Origin of the sequence: Serratia sp. CY47280 (assembly GCF_052168655.1) — a bacterium.
Classification (GTDB): domain Bacteria; phylum Pseudomonadota; class Gammaproteobacteria; order Enterobacterales; family Enterobacteriaceae; genus Serratia; species Serratia bockelmannii.
Map to the genome: position 1 here is coordinate 294,605 of NZ_JBJNMG010000001.1, position 15,677 is coordinate 310,281.

Annotated in this window: 17 protein-coding genes and 1 other annotated feature; of the genes, 15 read left to right on the top strand and 2 right to left on the bottom strand. The window is 56.6% G+C overall.

Annotation, left to right across the window (positions count from 1 at the left end; translation table 11 throughout):
• Positions 1-111 precede the first annotated feature (111 nt).
• Positions 112-1,245, top strand: a complete 1,134-nt coding sequence (locus ACJ8J4_RS01515; protein WP_025302612.1) for an ABC transporter substrate-binding protein — start codon at positions 112-114, stop codon at positions 1,243-1,245.
• A 37-nt stretch (positions 1,246-1,282) separates the two neighbouring features.
• Here the strand turns inward: ACJ8J4_RS01515 and ACJ8J4_RS01520 are convergent, their stop codons facing one another.
• Together ACJ8J4_RS01520 and ACJ8J4_RS01525 are read right to left on the bottom strand one after the other, a co-directional pair.
• Positions 1,283-1,969: a MarC family NAAT transporter gene (locus tag ACJ8J4_RS01520; protein ID WP_025302613.1), complete on the bottom strand. Its 687-nt coding sequence runs from the start codon at positions 1,967-1,969 to the stop codon at positions 1,283-1,285.
• A gap of 107 nt (positions 1,970-2,076) precedes the next feature.
• On the bottom strand, positions 2,077-2,304 hold the full coding sequence (locus ACJ8J4_RS01525; RefSeq protein ID WP_025302614.1) for a hypothetical protein: 228 nt from the start codon (positions 2,302-2,304) through the stop codon (positions 2,077-2,079).
• Positions 2,305-2,527: 223 nt separating this feature from the next.
• Between ACJ8J4_RS01525 and ACJ8J4_RS01530 the strand changes: the two genes are divergently transcribed.
• From ACJ8J4_RS01530 to btuD, 14 genes are all read left to right on the top strand, one after another.
• Entirely contained in the window at positions 2,528-3,577 is a 1,050-nt protein-coding gene (locus ACJ8J4_RS01530; RefSeq protein ID WP_197835534.1) for a YrzE family protein, read from the top strand.
• A gap of 240 nt (positions 3,578-3,817) precedes the next feature.
• Positions 3,818-4,441 carry a hypothetical protein gene (locus tag ACJ8J4_RS01535; protein WP_025302616.1) on the top strand — a complete coding sequence of 208 codons (624 nt, stop codon included), beginning with the start codon at positions 3,818-3,820 and terminating at the stop codon, positions 4,439-4,441.
• A gap of 218 nt (positions 4,442-4,659) precedes the next feature.
• A complete protein-coding gene (gene thrS / locus ACJ8J4_RS01540) occupies positions 4,660-6,588 on the top strand; it encodes a threonine--tRNA ligase (RefSeq protein WP_004931421.1) in 1,929 nt (642 codons plus the stop codon).
• Positions 6,589-6,591: 3 nt separating this feature from the next.
• Positions 6,592-7,143, top strand: coding sequence for a translation initiation factor IF-3 (gene infC, locus ACJ8J4_RS01545; protein WP_048233542.1), 552 nt, complete (start codon positions 6,592-6,594; stop codon positions 7,141-7,143).
• Between the two features lie 98 nt (positions 7,144-7,241).
• Positions 7,242-7,439, top strand: coding sequence for a 50S ribosomal protein L35 (rpmI, locus tag ACJ8J4_RS01550; RefSeq protein WP_004931418.1), 198 nt, complete (start codon positions 7,242-7,244; stop codon positions 7,437-7,439).
• A 43-nt stretch (positions 7,440-7,482) separates the two neighbouring features.
• A complete protein-coding gene (rplT, locus tag ACJ8J4_RS01555; RefSeq protein ID WP_004931417.1) occupies positions 7,483-7,839 on the top strand; it encodes a 50S ribosomal protein L20 in 357 nt (118 codons plus the stop codon).
• Between the two features lie 113 nt (positions 7,840-7,952).
• Positions 7,953-8,075 (top strand) — a sequence feature (Phe leader region).
• On the top strand, positions 7,957-8,001 hold the full coding sequence (gene pheM / locus ACJ8J4_RS01560; protein WP_121626058.1) for a pheST operon leader peptide PheM: 45 nt from the start codon (positions 7,957-7,959) through the stop codon (positions 7,999-8,001). It overlaps the preceding feature by 45 nt.
• Before the next feature lie 187 nt (positions 8,076-8,262).
• The gene (gene pheS / locus ACJ8J4_RS01565; RefSeq protein WP_043143373.1) at positions 8,263-9,246 is read left to right on the top strand and encodes a phenylalanine--tRNA ligase subunit alpha; all 984 of its coding nucleotides are present in this window, start codon (positions 8,263-8,265) and stop codon (positions 9,244-9,246) included.
• A 14-nt stretch (positions 9,247-9,260) separates the two neighbouring features.
• A complete protein-coding gene (gene pheT, locus ACJ8J4_RS01570) occupies positions 9,261-11,648 on the top strand; it encodes a phenylalanine--tRNA ligase subunit beta (RefSeq protein WP_025302618.1) in 2,388 nt (795 codons plus the stop codon).
• Between the two features lie 4 nt (positions 11,649-11,652).
• A complete protein-coding gene (ihfA, locus tag ACJ8J4_RS01575; RefSeq protein WP_004931414.1) occupies positions 11,653-11,949 on the top strand; it encodes an integration host factor subunit alpha in 297 nt (98 codons plus the stop codon).
• 553 nt (positions 11,950-12,502) lie between these two features.
• Complete coding sequence (locus tag ACJ8J4_RS01580; RefSeq protein WP_025302619.1) at positions 12,503-12,919, top strand: DUF2502 domain-containing protein; 417 nt, start codon at positions 12,503-12,505, stop codon at positions 12,917-12,919.
• Between the two features lie 179 nt (positions 12,920-13,098).
• Positions 13,099-14,106: a vitamin B12 ABC transporter permease BtuC gene (btuC, locus tag ACJ8J4_RS01585; RefSeq protein WP_025302620.1), complete on the top strand. Its 1,008-nt coding sequence runs from the start codon at positions 13,099-13,101 to the stop codon at positions 14,104-14,106.
• Positions 14,107-14,151: 45 nt separating this feature from the next.
• A complete protein-coding gene (locus tag ACJ8J4_RS01590) occupies positions 14,152-14,703 on the top strand; it encodes a glutathione peroxidase (RefSeq protein ID WP_025302621.1) in 552 nt (183 codons plus the stop codon).
• A gap of 5 nt (positions 14,704-14,708) precedes the next feature.
• Positions 14,709-15,464: a vitamin B12 ABC transporter ATP-binding protein BtuD gene (gene btuD, locus ACJ8J4_RS01595; RefSeq protein WP_049205168.1), complete on the top strand. Its 756-nt coding sequence runs from the start codon at positions 14,709-14,711 to the stop codon at positions 15,462-15,464.
• The last annotated feature ends 213 nt before the right edge of the window (positions 15,465-15,677 follow it).

Sequence of the window (15,677 nt, forward strand, 5' to 3'; positions counted from 1 at the left end):
CCTTTACACATCCCTTTGCAATTAATCGCCGGCATGCTGGGCGTTATCTTTGATAATGCAAGCCATTCTCATTAGTATTTCCTGAATGTATTCATGACTAAGGAGTCTTTCGTGCACCGTCGAATCACTTTGCCGGCGCTGGTCTGCGCCGCCTTACTCGCCTCTCCGGCGATGGCCACTACCTATCCGTTGACCCTGACCGACACCTCTGGCCAGACGGTCACCCTCCCGCAGGAGCCGAAACGCATCGTGGTGCAGGACGGGCGCGACATTCTCACGCTGGCGCTGCTCGATCGCGCCAACCCGTTCGGCCGGCTGGTGGCCTGGAATAACCTGCTGAAGAAAAGCGACGCGGCGACCTGGGAAATCTTGCAGAGCAAATGGCCGGCGGCGAAAAACATCATCGATATGGGATTCAGCGATAAAGGCGAAGTGAATCTGGAGAGCGTGATCGCCAAGCGCCCCGATCTGATGATCGCCCAGCTGCGCTCCAAGCCTTCGCTGAGCCAAACCGGCGTGCTGGATAAGCTGAAGGCGCTGAACGTGCCGGTGCTGTTTATCGATACCATGCTCAAGCCGGTGGAAAACACGCCGAAAAGCGTGACGCTGTTGGGGGAAACCCTCAACCGTGAAAGCGAAGCCAAGCAATATACCGATTATTATCAGCAGCATTATCAGGCCATTCTGGCCAAAACGCAGGCGGTGGCACCCAAACCGTTGGTGTTCTTCGAAGCCAAGGCCGGTCTGAATGGCCTGGAATCCTGCTGCTTCACCCATGCGCACGTCGGCTGGGGCGCGTTGGTCGAAGCGGTCGGCGCGCGTAACATCGGTTCTGCGCTGCTGCCGGGTGCGACCGGCGACGTGGCGCTGGAAAAAGTGATCAGTATGAAACCGGATGCGTATATCGTTTCCGGCTCGCAGTGGGCCAGCAAGACCAATGCCGCGGTGCCGTTCGGCTATGGCGTGACGCAGCAGCAGGTGGATGAGGCCTTCAACCGCATGAAGCAGCGCTCAGGGTTCTCACAGGTGTCGGCGGTGAAGGAAGGGCGGTTCTACGGCATCTACCATAACTTCTACAACCACCCGTACAACATCGTCGGGCTGGAGTATCTGGCGAAGTTTATCTATCCGGCGCAGTTCCCGGATTTGGATCCGGCCAAGACCTACAGCGAGATCCTCAGTCGCTTTACCGAAGTGCCGGAAGGCAAGGGCATTTTGGGCGCGCAGGCGCCGGCGGGGAAATAACGGCAACGGGCGCGACGATCGCGCCCGTTTTGTATGATCAGGCGGTCGGTGTATAGGTGGAGATGATCTCCAGCACGCCGTTGATGATGAACTGAACGCCCATGCACACCAGCAGGAACCCCATCAGGCGCGAGATCGCCTCGATGCCGCTTTTCCCCACCAACCGCATGATGGCGCCGGAACTGAGCAGGCAGGCCCACAGGATCACCGCGACCGTCAGGAAGATGGCGACCGGCGCCACGGCCAACACCCAGGGTTCAAAGCCCAGCGAGTTCGCTTTGACGCTCGATGCCGAGCTGATGATCATCGCGATGGTGCCCGGCCCGGCGGTGCTCGGCATGGCCAGCGGCACGAAGGCGATGTTGGCCGACGTCTTGTGGCGCAGCTCGTGCGACTTGCTCTCCACCTCCGGCGCGTCTTCGGGGCTCTGCTGCGGGAACAGCATGCGAAAACCGATGAAGGCGACGATCAGGCCGCCGGCGATGCGCAGGCCGGGGATCGAAATGCCGAAGGTGTTCATCACCACCTGCCCGGCGTAAAACGCCACCGTCATGATGCAGAACACATAAACCGAGGCCATCAGCGACTGCTGATTACGCTCTTCGCGCGTCATATTGCCGGACAACCCGAGCAGCAACGCCACCGTGGTCAGCGGGTTGGCCAGCGGCAACAGCAGCACCAAACCCAGTCCGATGGCCTGGAATAACTGCAAAATACCCGTCATAAAATAGACTCCCTGTGCAACGTTCAAGCCGCCAAACGGCGGCCCATGAGCTGAACAGCCTAGCCTGCCGTACGCCTGGCGGCAATGGGGATAGCTCGTAACGTTAATTAACCGTCGGCCCGGGCGTTCAGCGTCGCCGGCCGGCGAAATTCGTCGGCGGGAGCCTCATCGTCATCGCCGCACTCGCCGGCGAGCTCAGGTTCATCCTCACACCCCAGCGGCGCCTCGTTGACCGCAATCGCGCGCGGCACCGAACGTGCGCCAAAATGCACCAGCCCATATAACGTCGCCAATGCCGCGCACGCCACGATGAGGGCTGCGAGTAACCGGTTCATGTTTTGCGCTAAGACCCTGTTCACTGGTGGATAGCGTAAGAATAGTGATGCTAAGACGGTCTGTCAGCGTATCGCCGCTGAGAGTAGACGCACTCTTGATGTTATTATCATTAATTATTTTTAACTGTTTTCACCCTTTAACCGCCTGATTGATGAAGCGAGTCTATAATGGTAAGGCTTTCTGGCATTTCTTTATAATCGAAAACTTAAAAGGAGTTTTACTATGGAAGTGGCAAAAGAATGGGTAGCGGCGAAAAAAATCTCCTGGGGCAGCGTCATCGGCGGCGTGATCACCGTATTGGCTGTTTCACTGCTGCTGTCGACGTTAGGCACCAGTCTTGGATTCTCCATCGTGGATCCGACATCAGACGATCCGATAAACGGCGCCGGTACCACCGTAGTGATTTGGTCCGCTGTTTCAATCATTATTAGTTTGGCCGCCGGCGCTTTTATTGCTGGGCGTTTGGCTGCTAATGACGGACTTATTCATGGCTTCCTGGTCTGGGCTACGTCACTGATTGTGGCGGCGGTACTGGGTGGGATGCTGGTCGGGTCTGCAGTGAAGGCGACCGGCAATGCGCTGGGCGCTATCGCTTCGACCTCCGGCAGCTTGCTCTCCGGCGCCGGTTCAGCGATTGGCAAAGGGGCATCCGGATTGGCGGACGCCGGCGGTAAAGTGTTTGACAAGTTGGGCATTGACACAACCTTGGAACCTGAACAGCTGCAAGGCGATGTGGTTACGGCGCTTAAAAAAAGCGGTATCCCGTCATTGCAGCCTGAATTCATGCAACAGCAGTTGAATGCGGCCAAAACTGATTTGGCGGACGCAGTAAAAGCCCTGGCACTTCAGCCTGACAATAGCGACGCCATTATTAATCAACTGGTCGCCAAGCTTAAAAAACAGGGTGAGGCCATCTCGCAAGATGTGGATCAAGACGCCCTGAAAAAGGCCTTGGCAGAAAATACCGATATGACGCCGCAGGAAGTAGACCAGACGGTGAAGAATTTGGTCGAAGCCAAAAATAAAACTTCGCAGCTGGTTAATCAGCGTTTGGATGACGCCGAAGCAAAAATCAATCAGGCAAAACAGGAGTATGTGGAGCTGAAACAGAAGGCGCGCGAACAGGCTGCCGCTGCTGCAGACGAATTGTCGCGGGCCGCATTATGGTCATTCTTTGCGCTGTTGATTGGCGCAGTGGTCAGTGCGTTGGCAGGCTTGTGGGGCGTTAACACCAATGCCCGCCGTATCGCGGTATCACCTGCGCAGGCGTAATCTTCGGGCTCCTTTGCGCGTCTCGATGATAGAGGGATGAGAGCCTGGAATACTGACGACGATGAAGTGACAGCCAGGAAAGACTGGCCCCACCCCGGCCCAGGTGCCGGGGTTTTTTTATTGTTTCGGCGTAATTAACGACCACCTTTCGCGTGGCTCAGGGCATTAGGCACCAATTGCCACGATCCCTGAGAACAGGTGGATACCATAGATGCGCTGTAAATAATAATGAGTGTGATTATGAAACAAGAACTGCATCTTTTACTGGGGAAAATCGGCGCATTCGCGCTTTCCGCCGCCTTCATGGCGGCATTGGTCGGCCTGGTGTTTATCGATGTGCACTGGCTGCATAACTTCGTTCATGAAACCTCGCTGACCGAAGCGGCACAGGAACTGTTGCTGCTCGCCATCTCCGGCGGTTTTTTCGCCGCGGCCCGGCGACAGGCTGAACGGCGTTCCGCCTGGCTGCTGGTTGGCGGCTTCTTTCTCTGCATGCTGATCCGCGAGATGGACTTCGCGTTCGATGCGTTGTGGCATGGCGCCTGGGTGTGGTTCGCACTGGCGGTCGCCTTGGCCTGCCTGTGGCATGCGGCACGGCATATTGCGGCCACGGTGCGCGGTCTGGCCTATTTCGTGACGCATCCCGGCTACGGCATGATGTGCGCCGGCCTGCTGTGCATTCTGGTGTTTTCACGCCTGTTCGGCATGAGCGCGCTGTGGCAAACGCTGATGCTGGACGGCTACAACCGAGTGGTGAAAAACATGGTGGAAGAGGGGTGCGAACTGTTGGGCTACGGCCTGTGTCTGTTGGCTACCCTCAGCTATCTGAAAGGCGTTTTGGCATCGAATGAGGCGAAAGTGTGAGGGCGGTTGCACTTTATTTATCCGGAACAATTTTAGTGATACTATTCGCTTAGCCGAATGCGGCTGAGAAGGTATGCGTTCCATTCTGTATACCCAGTGAGGTTTCAATCTGGCAATTGTGGGCGAGATCTGAAACCTGGCTGACCAAACCCAAAATCCAATTTTCGTACTGCATGTGATCTGTCGTGTGGGTCACCACTGTAGATAAGGAATTATTAATGCCTGTTATTACCCTTCCTGACGGAAGTCAGCGTCATTTCGACCACCCCGTTTCCCCGATGGATGTCGCGCGCGATATCGGCCCTGGCCTGGCGAAAGCCTGTATCGCCGGCCGCGTCAACGGCGAGCTGGTTGACGCCGGCGATCTGATCGAATCAGATGCGCAGCTGGCCATCATCACCATCAAAGATGAAGACGGTCTGGAAATCATGCGCCACTCCTGCGCGCACCTGCTGGGTCATGCGATCAAGCAGCTGTGGCCGGATACCAAAATGGCGATCGGTCCGGTGATCGACAACGGTTTTTATTATGACGTGGACATCGACCGCACCCTGACGCAGGAAGACCTGGATCTGCTGGAAAAGCGGATGCACGAGTTGGCCGATAAGGATTACGACGTCATCAAGAAGAAGGTCAGCTGGCAAGAAGCCCGTGACACCTTCGCTGAGCGCGGCGAAATCTATAAAGTGGCGATCCTGGATGAGAACATCAGCCATGACGATCGTCCGGGCCTGTATCACCACGAAGAATACATCGACATGTGCCGCGGCCCGCACGTGCCGAACATGCGTTTCTGCCACCATTTCAAACTGCAGAAAACCTCCGGCGCTTACTGGCGCGGCGACAGCAAAAACAAAATGCTGCAGCGTATCTACGGTACCGCCTGGGCAGACAAGAAGCAGCTGAACGCCTACCTGCAGCGTCTGGAAGAAGCGGCCAAGCGCGATCACCGCAAGATCGGCAAACAGCTCGACCTGTATCACATGCAGGAAGAAGCGCCGGGTATGGTGTTCTGGCACAACGACGGTTGGACTATCTTCCGCGAGCTGGAAGCCTTCGTGCGCATGAAGCTCAAAGAGTATCAGTACCAGGAAGTGAAAGGTCCGTTCATGATGGACCGCGTGCTGTGGGAAAAAACCGGCCACTGGGAAAACTACAAAGACGCCATGTTCACCACCGCGTCGGAAAACCGCGAATACTGCATCAAGCCGATGAACTGCCCGGGTCACGTGCAGATCTTCAACCAGGGCCTGAAGTCGTACCGTGATTTGCCGCTGCGCATGGGTGAATTCGGCAGCTGCCACCGCAACGAGCCTTCGGGTTCCCTGCACGGCCTGATGCGCGTGCGCGGCTTCACGCAGGATGACGCCCACATCTTCTGTACCGAAGAGCAGGTGCGCGCCGAAGTGAACGAATGTATCCGCATGGTGTATGACGTGTACGGCACTTTCGGCTTCGACAAGATTGCCGTCAAGCTGTCCACGCGTCCGGAAAAACGCATCGGCACCGACGACATGTGGACCCGTGCGGAAGAAGACCTGGCCGCCGCGCTGACCGAGAACGGCATTCCGTTTGAATATCAGCCGGGTGAGGGCGCCTTCTACGGACCGAAAATTGAATTTACCCTGCATGATTGTTTGGATCGCGCATGGCAATGTGGTACCGTGCAGCTCGATTTCTTCTTGCCGGGCCGTTTGGGCGCATCGTACGTTGGCGAAAACAACGATCGCGTCGTGCCGGTAATGATTCACCGCGCCATTTTGGGCTCCATGGAACGCTTCATCGGTATCCTTACCGAAGAATATGCCGGGTTCTACCCGACCTGGATCGCTCCGGTGCAGGTGGTGGTGATGAATATCACCGATAGCCAGTCTGATTACGTCCAGCAATTGACCAAAAAACTGCAGGATGCAGGTATTCGCGTGAAAGCGGACTTGAGAAATGAGAAGATTGGCTTTAAAATTCGCGAACATACTTTACGTCGAGTCCCTTACATGTTGGTGTGCGGTGACAAAGAGGTCGAAGCAGGCAAAGTTGCCGTTCGTACCCGCCGTGGCAAAGACTTGGGAAGCCTGGACGTAAACGAAGTCGTAGACAAGCTGCTGAAAGAGATTCGCAGCCGTAGTCTTCATCAACTGGAGGAATAAAGTATTAAAGGCGGAAAACGAGTTCAACCGGCGCGTCCTAATCGCATTAACAGAGAAATTCGCGCGCAAGAAGTTCGCCTAACCGGCGTCGATGGCGAGCAGATTGGTATTGTCAGTCTGAATGAAGCTCTTGAAAAAGCTGAGGAAGCGGGCGTTGATTTAGTAGAAATCAGCCCAAATGCCGAACCGCCAGTTTGCCGAATCATGGATTACGGCAAATTCCTCTACGAGAAGAGCAAGTCGACGAAAGAACAGAAGAAGAAGCAAAAAGTTATCCAGGTTAAGGAAATCAAATTCCGTCCTGGCACCGATGATGGCGACTATCAGGTCAAACTACGCAACCTGATTCGCTTTCTGGAAGATGGCGATAAAGCCAAAATCACCCTGCGTTTCCGTGGGCGTGAGATGGCGCACCAGCAGATCGGTATGGAAGTGCTTAACCGCGTCCGTAAAGACCTGTGTGAAGATATGGATCTGGCAGTGGTCGAATCCTTCCCTACGAAGATCGAAGGCCGCCAGATGATTATGGTGCTCGCTCCTAAGAAGAAACAGTAAGGCTTACAAGTAATGGAACCCGCGCGGCGCTTGCGCTGTGTGGGTTTTATTCGCCCAACTGATTCGTTGTTTAACAATGCGAAGTGGATTTAATTAAAATGCCAAAGATTAAAACTGTACGTGGTGCAGCCAAGCGCTTCAAAAAAACCGGCAGCGGTGGTTTTAAGCGTAAACATGCCAACCTGCGTCATATTCTGACCAAAAAAGCAACCAAGCGTAAACGTCACCTGCGTCCGAAAGGCATGGTGTCTAAAAACGATCTGGTCCTGGTTACCGCGTGCCTGCCGTACGCATAAGCCATTTTTTTTGAATTTAGAATAAGACTTTAGGAGAGAGCATATGGCTCGCGTAAAACGTGGTGTAATTGCACGCGCACGTCACAAGAAAATTATGAAGCAGGCGAAAGGTTACTACGGTGCCCGTTCGCGCGTATATCGTGTTGCCTTCCAGGCAGTAATCAAAGCAGGCCAGTATGCTTACCGTGACCGTCGTCAACGTAAGCGTCAGTTCCGTCAGCTGTGGATTGCACGTATCAACGCAGCTGCTCGTCAGAACGGCCTGTCTTACAGCAAGTTCATCAACGGCTTGAAAAAAGCGTCGATCGAAATTGACCGTAAGATCCTGGCTGACATCGCAGTCTTCGACAAAGTGGCATTCGGCGCACTGGTTGAGAAAGCGAAAGCAGCTCTGGCGTAAGTCAGTAGAAGAGGGAGCTTGCTCCCTCTTTTAATCTTTGTTTTCAGCGACAAATATTGACTTTCATTGCCCGCCGCTATATCACTGGTGGTCAATCATCGACAAGGTACCGCAATCATGCACGCAGCTATTTTTCGTTTCTTTTTTTACTTTAGCGCCTGATTTCAGGAGGCTTTGCGCGTAAGAAAAGAAACGAAAAGTAGCGCCTAAGCCTCCCTCGTGGAGGCTTTTTTGTTTTTGGCCATCGGCTCGCCTTGCAAAGCGTTGCGGTGAGAACGGCGGGTACTCAGCCGGCCCTGTGCCGCGCAGGTGAGCCATCCGGCCGACAACGCATTGAAAAGTCTTTGAAGATTGCTCAAAGGCGTGTTCGAATAATAGATAACAATTACTTAGGGCCATCCCGGCCAGAGGAAGAGGAAAGCAATGCCACATCTCGCAGAGCTGGTTGCCAGTGCCAAGGCAGCCGTAGAAGATGCCCAGGATGTTGCCGCGTTAGATTTGGTACGCGTCGAATATTTTGGCAAGAAAGGTCATTTCACCTTGCAGATGCAGTCTCTGCGCGACGTACCGGCGGAAGACCGCCCGGCGGCCGGCGCGGTGATCAACCAGGCCAAGCAAGAGGTGCAAGACGCCCTGAACGCGCGTAAGAACGCGCTGGAAAGCGCCGCGCTGAACGCGCGTCTGGCGGCTGAAACCATCGACGTCTCCCTGCCGGGCCGTCGTATGGAAAATGGCGGTTTGCATCCGGTGACCCGCACCATCGACCGCATCGAAACCTTCTTCGGCGAGCTGGGCTTCTCCGTTGCCACCGGCCCGGAGATTGAAGACGATTACCATAACTTCGACGCGCTGAACATTCCAGGGCATCACCCGGCGCGCGCCGACCACGATACTTTCTGGTTCGACGCCACGCGCCTGCTGCGCACTCAGACCTCCGGCGTGCAGATCCGCACCATGAAGAACCAGCAGCCGCCGATCCGCATCATTGCGCCGGGCCGCGTTTATCGTAATGACTACGATCAGACCCACACCCCGATGTTCCACCAGATGGAAGGGCTGATCGTCGATAAAGACATCAGCTTCACTAACCTGAAGGGCACGCTGCACGATTTCCTGAACAACTTCTTTGAAGAAGATCTGCAGGTTCGTTTCCGTCCGTCCTACTTCCCGTTCACCGAACCGTCCGCTGAAGTGGACGTGATGGGCAAGAACGGCAAATGGCTGGAAGTGCTGGGCTGCGGCATGGTGCATCCGAACGTGCTGCGCAACGTGGGCATCGATCCGGAAGTTTACTCCGGCTTCGCCTTCGGTATGGGCATGGAGCGCCTGACGATGCTGCGTTACGGCGTCACCGACCTGCGCGCATTCTTCGAAAACGATCTGCGTTTCCTCAAACAGTTTAAGTAAGGCGGGAATATCACATGAAATTCAGTGAACTCTGGTTGCGCGAGTGGGTAAACCCGGCCATCAGCAGCGAAGCATTATCCGATCAAATCACCATGGCCGGTTTGGAAGTGGACGGCGTGGATCCGGTTGCCGGCGCGTTTAACGGCGTCGTGGTGGGTGAAGTGGTCGAGTGCGGTCAGCACCCGAACGCCGATAAACTGCGCGTCACTAAAGTTAACGTGGGCGGCGATCGCTTGCTCGACATCGTCTGCGGTGCGCCGAACTGCCGTACCGGCCTGAAAGTGGCGGTTGCCACCGTGGGCGCGGTGCTGCCGGGCGACTTCAAAATCAAGGCCGCCAAGCTGCGCGGCGAGCCTTCGGAAGGCATGCTGTGCTCATTCTCCGAGCTGGGCATTTCCGACGATCATGACGGCATCATTGAGCTGCCGCTGGATGCGCCGATCGGCACCGACATCCGCGACTATCTGAAACTGAACGACAGCACCATCGAGATCAGCGTCACGCCGAACCGCGCCGACTGCCTGGGCATCATCGGCGTTGCGCGTGACGTGGGCGTACTGAACCAGGTTGCGCTGACCGAGCCGGATATGAGCCCGGTGGCTGCCACTATCGACGCCACGCTGCCGATCCGCGTTGACGCGCCGCAGGCGTGCCCGCGTTATCTGGGCCGCGTGGTGAAAGGCATCGACGTCAAGGCGCCAAGCCCGCTGTGGATGCGTGAAAAACTGCGTCGTTGCGGTATCCGTTCTATCGATGCCGTCGTCGACGTCACCAACTATGTGCTGTTGGAACTTGGCCAGCCGATGCACGCCTTCGATCTGAGCCGCATCGACGGCGGCATCGTGGTGCGCATGGCGGAAGAAGGGGAAACCTTGACGCTGCTGGACGGTAACGAAGCCAAACTGAACGCCGACACCTTAGTGATCGCCGATCATCAAAAAGCGTTGGCGATGGGCGGCATCTTCGGCGGCGAGCATTCCGGCGTCAACGGGGAAACCCAGGACGTGCTGCTGGAGTGCGCTTTCTTCAGCCCGCTATCGATCACCGGTCGCGCGCGCCGTCACGGCCTGCACACCGATGCTTCTCATCGCTATGAGCGCGGTGTCGATCCGGCGCTGCAGTACAAAGCGATGGAGCGCGCCACGCGCCTGCTGCTCGACATCTGTGGCGGCCAGGCCGGTCCGATTATTGACGTGACCGATGAAAACGAATTGCCAAAGCGCGCCACCATCACGCTGCGCCGCGAGAAGTTGGATCGCCTGATCGGCCACGTGGTGCCGAGCGAGCAGGTCAGCGACATTCTGCGCCGCCTGGGTTGTCAGGTGACCGAGCAGGGCGACAGCTGGCAAGCGATCGCGCCGAGCTGGCGTTTCGATATGGAGATCGAAGAGGATCTGGTGGAAGAAGTGGCGCGTGTTTACGGCTACGACAACATCCCGGATGTGCCGGTGCGTGCCGATCTGGTGATGACCCAGCATCGCGAAGCCGATCTGACGCTCAAGCGCGTGAAGACCATGCTGGTCGATCACGGTTATCAGGAAGCGATCACCTATAGCTTCGTCGATCCGAAAGTGCAGGCGTTGCTGCATCCGAATGAAGAAGCGCTGATCCTGCCGAGCCCGATTTCGGTCGAAATGTCGGCCATGCGCCTGTCGCTGTGGACCGGCCTGCTGTCCGCGGTAGTGTACAACCAGAACCGCCAGCAGACGCGTCTGCGCCTGTTCGAAAGCGGCCTGCGCTTTGTGCCTGATAGTGCGGCAAATCTGGGTATCCGTCAGGACGTCATGCTGGCAGGCGTGATCGCCGGCCATACGCACGATGAACATTGGGATCTGGCGCGCAAGCCCGTCGACTTCTATGATTTAAAAGGGGATCTGGAGTCTGTCCTCGAGCTGACCGGTAAATTATCCGAAATTCAGTTCCGGGCGGAAGCCAATCCGGCCCTGCATCCAGGGCAAAGTGCGGCGATTTATTTGCACGGCGAACGCGTTGGTTTCATCGGTGTGGTTCACCCGGAACTTGAACGTAAACTGGATCTTAACGGCCGCACCGTGGTGTTTGAACTGGAGTGGAACAAGCTTGCGAGCCGCGCCGTGCCTCAGGCGCGGGAGATTTCGCGCTTCCCGGCAAACCGCCGTGATATCGCTGTTGTGGTGGCTGAAAACGTCCCCGCAGAAGATATTTTGGCCGAGTGTAAGAAAGTTGGCGCAAATCAGGTAGTTGGCGTAAACTTGTTTGACGTGTACCGTGGCAAGGGCGTGGCAGAAGGTGACAAGAGCCTGGCTATCAGTCTGGTATTGCAGGATACCGCTCGTACACTGGAAGAAGAGGAGATAGCCGCTACCGTTGCAAAATGCGTAGAGGCTCTAAAACAGCGATTCCAAGCATCCTTGAGGGATTGAACCTATGGCGCTTACTAAAGCTGAAATGTCAGAACACCTGTTTGAGAAGCTTGGGCTTAGCAAACGGGACGCCAAAGACCTGGTGGAACTGTTCTTTGAAGAGGTCCGTCGGGCCCTTGAGAATGGCGAACAGGTAAAACTGTCGGGTTTTGGCAACTTTGATCTGCGTGACAAGAACCAACGTCCGGGGCGTAACCCGAAGACCGGCGAAGACATTCCGATTACGGCGCGCCGCGTGGTGACCTTCCGTCCGGGGCAGAAGCTGAAAAGCCGGGTAGAAAACGCCAGCCCGAAAGGGTGAGTGACGTGACATCAAAAAAGGCCGCTTGCGCGGCCTTTTTCTTTTCTGGGACAAAATTCAGTTTATTCCTAATTCTCAAGGCGACTATTAAATTTGTTCGTTAAGTCGGTATGGAGGGATTAATTTAACCTCAGTTGCGGAATATTCTTATATCTTATTATTGTTGATGAGTGAATCTATTTTCTCTCCTCAGTAACGGCCGTAATAATGGCCAGGGCCATCGCCGCGGTGGCCGCCGCCCCAGTGAGGGCCCCAGCAGCAGGCGCTGAGGCTTGAGGCCAAGGCTACAACGGCTAACAACCTACCTATACGTTTAATCATTTTATTATCCTCCGATGGGAATCCGGTTAATTATAATTGTCGCGTCGCTTAAGCGATGTCAGCAATTCGTTAAGCCTTGTCAGTGGCTATGATAATTAAAGGCGGCGGCAAACAGTGTAGGGATTGTGTAAGGCCGTCGAAAACGATCTGAAAATAGGTATCGATGAGATAGTCGTTAAATAAATGCGCTGATATAACCACTGCAGCAAGAAAAATAGAGTGAGAAGGTAAAATGAAAAAAATCCTGTTGCTGGTGTGTATCCCGCTGTTGCTGCCGCTGGCGGCGCAGGCCGATGTGTCCGTCGATATCAACGTGCCGGGCGTTTCTCTGCACCTGGGGGATCAGGACCGCCGCGGCTACTACTGGGATGGCTACGACTGGCGCCCACCGCAGTGGTGGCATGCGCACCAGGGCCGAGGTCTGGGGGAGCGCAATGCGCGCGGTCTGTACTGGGACGGCGGACGCTGGCAACCTTCGCCGCCGCGTGGCTATGAACATCGCCAGCCGGCACGCAGCGGCAATCCGTTCCACGGCGATCGCGATAATCGCGACCACGACCGCCGTCATGACGATCGTGGTGACCATGACCGCCGTGATGACGCCCGCGGTCAGCCTTATCCACCGGGCAACGCCGGCCCGCATCGTTAATCCCTGAGTTTATCGGCGGCTGGTTTTGCCATCATCGTTGCGATGACGGGCAGGACCAGCCGCTGCTTTCCTGCGCCATCGCCTACGCAAGGCTTCCCCTTGCGGCGTTAACCCCCTAATATTCGACTCAGACGTCAATTATCCGGCCACGACAGCGGCCGGCAGGGAATCGCCGCGCCATGCCAACCAGCCGTACCTTCACCTTACTGTTGCAACATCAACGTTACTGCGATAAACGCCAGGTCAGTCTGTTGGCGCTGGGCGTGGCGGTGGCTTTACTGTTCAGCCTTTGCGCCGGCGACCAATGGATATGGCCGTCAGAATGGTTCAGCGAACGGGCGCAACTGTTCGTTTGGCAACTGCGTTTGCCGCGCGCGCTGGCGGTGATGCTGGTCGGCGCGGCCCTGGCGGTGGCGGGCGCGGTGATGCAGGCGCTGTTTGAAAACCCGCTGGCGGAGCCCGGTCTGCTGGGCGTCGCTAACGGCGCCGGTGTCGCGCTGGTGCTGACGGTGTTGTTGGGGCACGGTTTGTTGCCGGTGGCGCTGATGAGCGCCGCCGCGATAGTCGGTGCGCTGGCGATGACTTTCTTGCTGTTGGGCTTTGCTCGCCGGCGACGCTTGACCAATGCGCGGTTGTTGCTGGTCGGCGTGGCGCTGGGCATCGTGTGTAGCGCGCTGATGACCTGGGCCGTTTATTTCAGTACCAGTCTCGATCTGCGGCAGCTGATGTACTGGATGATGGGCGGCTTCGGCGGCGTAGACTGGCGCCAAAAGTGGCTGGTGCTGGCGCTGCTGCCGGTGTTGCTGTGGCTGTGTGGCCAGGGGCGGGTGCTCAATCTGATGGCGCTGGGCGAGGTGCAGGCGCGACAGCTCGGGCTGTCGCTGCATCTGTGGCGCAATCTGCTGGTGCTGGCGATCGGCTGGCTGGTCGGTGTCAGCGTGGCGCTGGCCGGGGTGATCGGCTTCGTCGGCCTGGTGATCCCGCATATTTTGCGGCTCACGGGCCTGACTGACCAACGCTATCTGTTGCCGGCCTGCGCGCTGGCGGGGGCCGGCGTGTTGCTGGTGGCCGATGTGGTGGCCCGCGTTGCGCTGCTGGCGGCCGAGCTGCCGATCGGCGTGGTGACCGCCACGCTGGGGGCGCCGCTATTTATCTGGTTACTGACCCGGACAAAGGGCGTAAGGTAGTTTTCTTTATTCACCTGCCATTAAAAAACCAAAGGATGACAACCGATGAGTAAGCCAATCTACAATCTGCCGTTACAGACTATCGAGAATCAGGCCACCACGCTGGGGAGCTATCAGGACAAGGTGCTGCTGGTGGTCAACGTAGCCTCGGAGTGCGGCCTGACCAAGCAGTACGAAGGGCTGGAAGCGCTGTACGAAACCTATCGCGATCGGGGGCTGGAAGTTCTGGGGTTCCCGTCCAATGAATTTCTGGGTCAGGAGCCGGGCAGCAACGAAGAGATCCTGGCGTTTTGCCGCGGAACCTTCGGCGTGCAATTCCCGATGTTCGCCAAGATTGAGGTGAACGGCGAAGGCCGTCATCCGCTGTATCAGGCGTTGATTGCCGCCCAGCCGGAAGCTGTCGCCCCGGAAGGCAGCGAGTTCCTGGCGCGGATGACCAGCAAAGGGCGTGCGCCGAAGCACACCGGCGATATTCTGTGGAACTTCGAGAAATTCCTTATCGCACGCGACGGCACGGTGATCCAGCGCTTCTCGCCTGACACCACGCCAGAGGATCCGGCGCTGGTGGCGGCGGTGAAACAAGCGCTGGCGGGATAATACGGATGCTGCAACTCGTTGAGGTTGGGGTGGCGGGGCGCCTGGCGCCTTTTACGGCACAGATTGACGGTGGGTTGCAGGTTCACCTGATCGGCCCAAATGGCGCAGGGAAGAGCACCTTGCTGGCCCGGGCGGCGGGCATGCTGCCGGGGCAGGGCGAAGTCTGCCTGGACGGACGCGCGCTGTCCGGTTATTCGGGCGACGAGCTGGCGCACCGACGCGGTTATCTCAGCCAGCAACAGCCGCCGGTGTCGCTCATGCCGGTGTTTCAGTATTTGGCGTTGCACCGGCCTGCCGGCGCGGCGCAAACCGAGGTGGAGCAAGCCATCCTCTATCTGTGCCAGCGGTTGAAGCTGGTGGATAAACTGTCACGCATGCTGGCGCAGCTTTCCGGCGGAGAATGGCAACGGGTGCGACTGGCGGCGGTATTGCTGCAGGTGTGGCCCAGCGTCAACCCGCATAGCCGATTGTTGTTGCTGGATGAACCGACCAATAGCCTGGATGTGGCGCAAAAGGTTGCGTTGGATCGCCTGCTGCGCGAATTCTGCCAAAGTGGGCGCAGCGCGCTAGTGTGTGCGCACGATCTGAATCATACCCTGCAGCAGGCCGATCGGGTTTGGTTGTTGCACGCTGGGCAGTTGGTCGCGCAGGGCATCACCCGTGAGGTGATGGTGCCCGCACTGTTGTCGCAGATCTATGAAGTGGATTTCCACCTGCAATGGGTGGGGAACCAGCGTTGGATCATGACCCGCACGGCTTAATTCGCCCCGGCGGCATAAATGTAAACGAAAACTAAACGTAGTGAATATAAATAGCCGGGTAATCATCGGCTATTATTGTGCTGCCTCTCATTTTCTCGTGGATTTTCTTGAAAAACGTCGATGACGTGCTACGCTTGATTCGGAAAAAATAAAATAAGTAAATAATTATTAATAAATATAAGAAATTGATTTTAATAATAAATTTAAATTAAT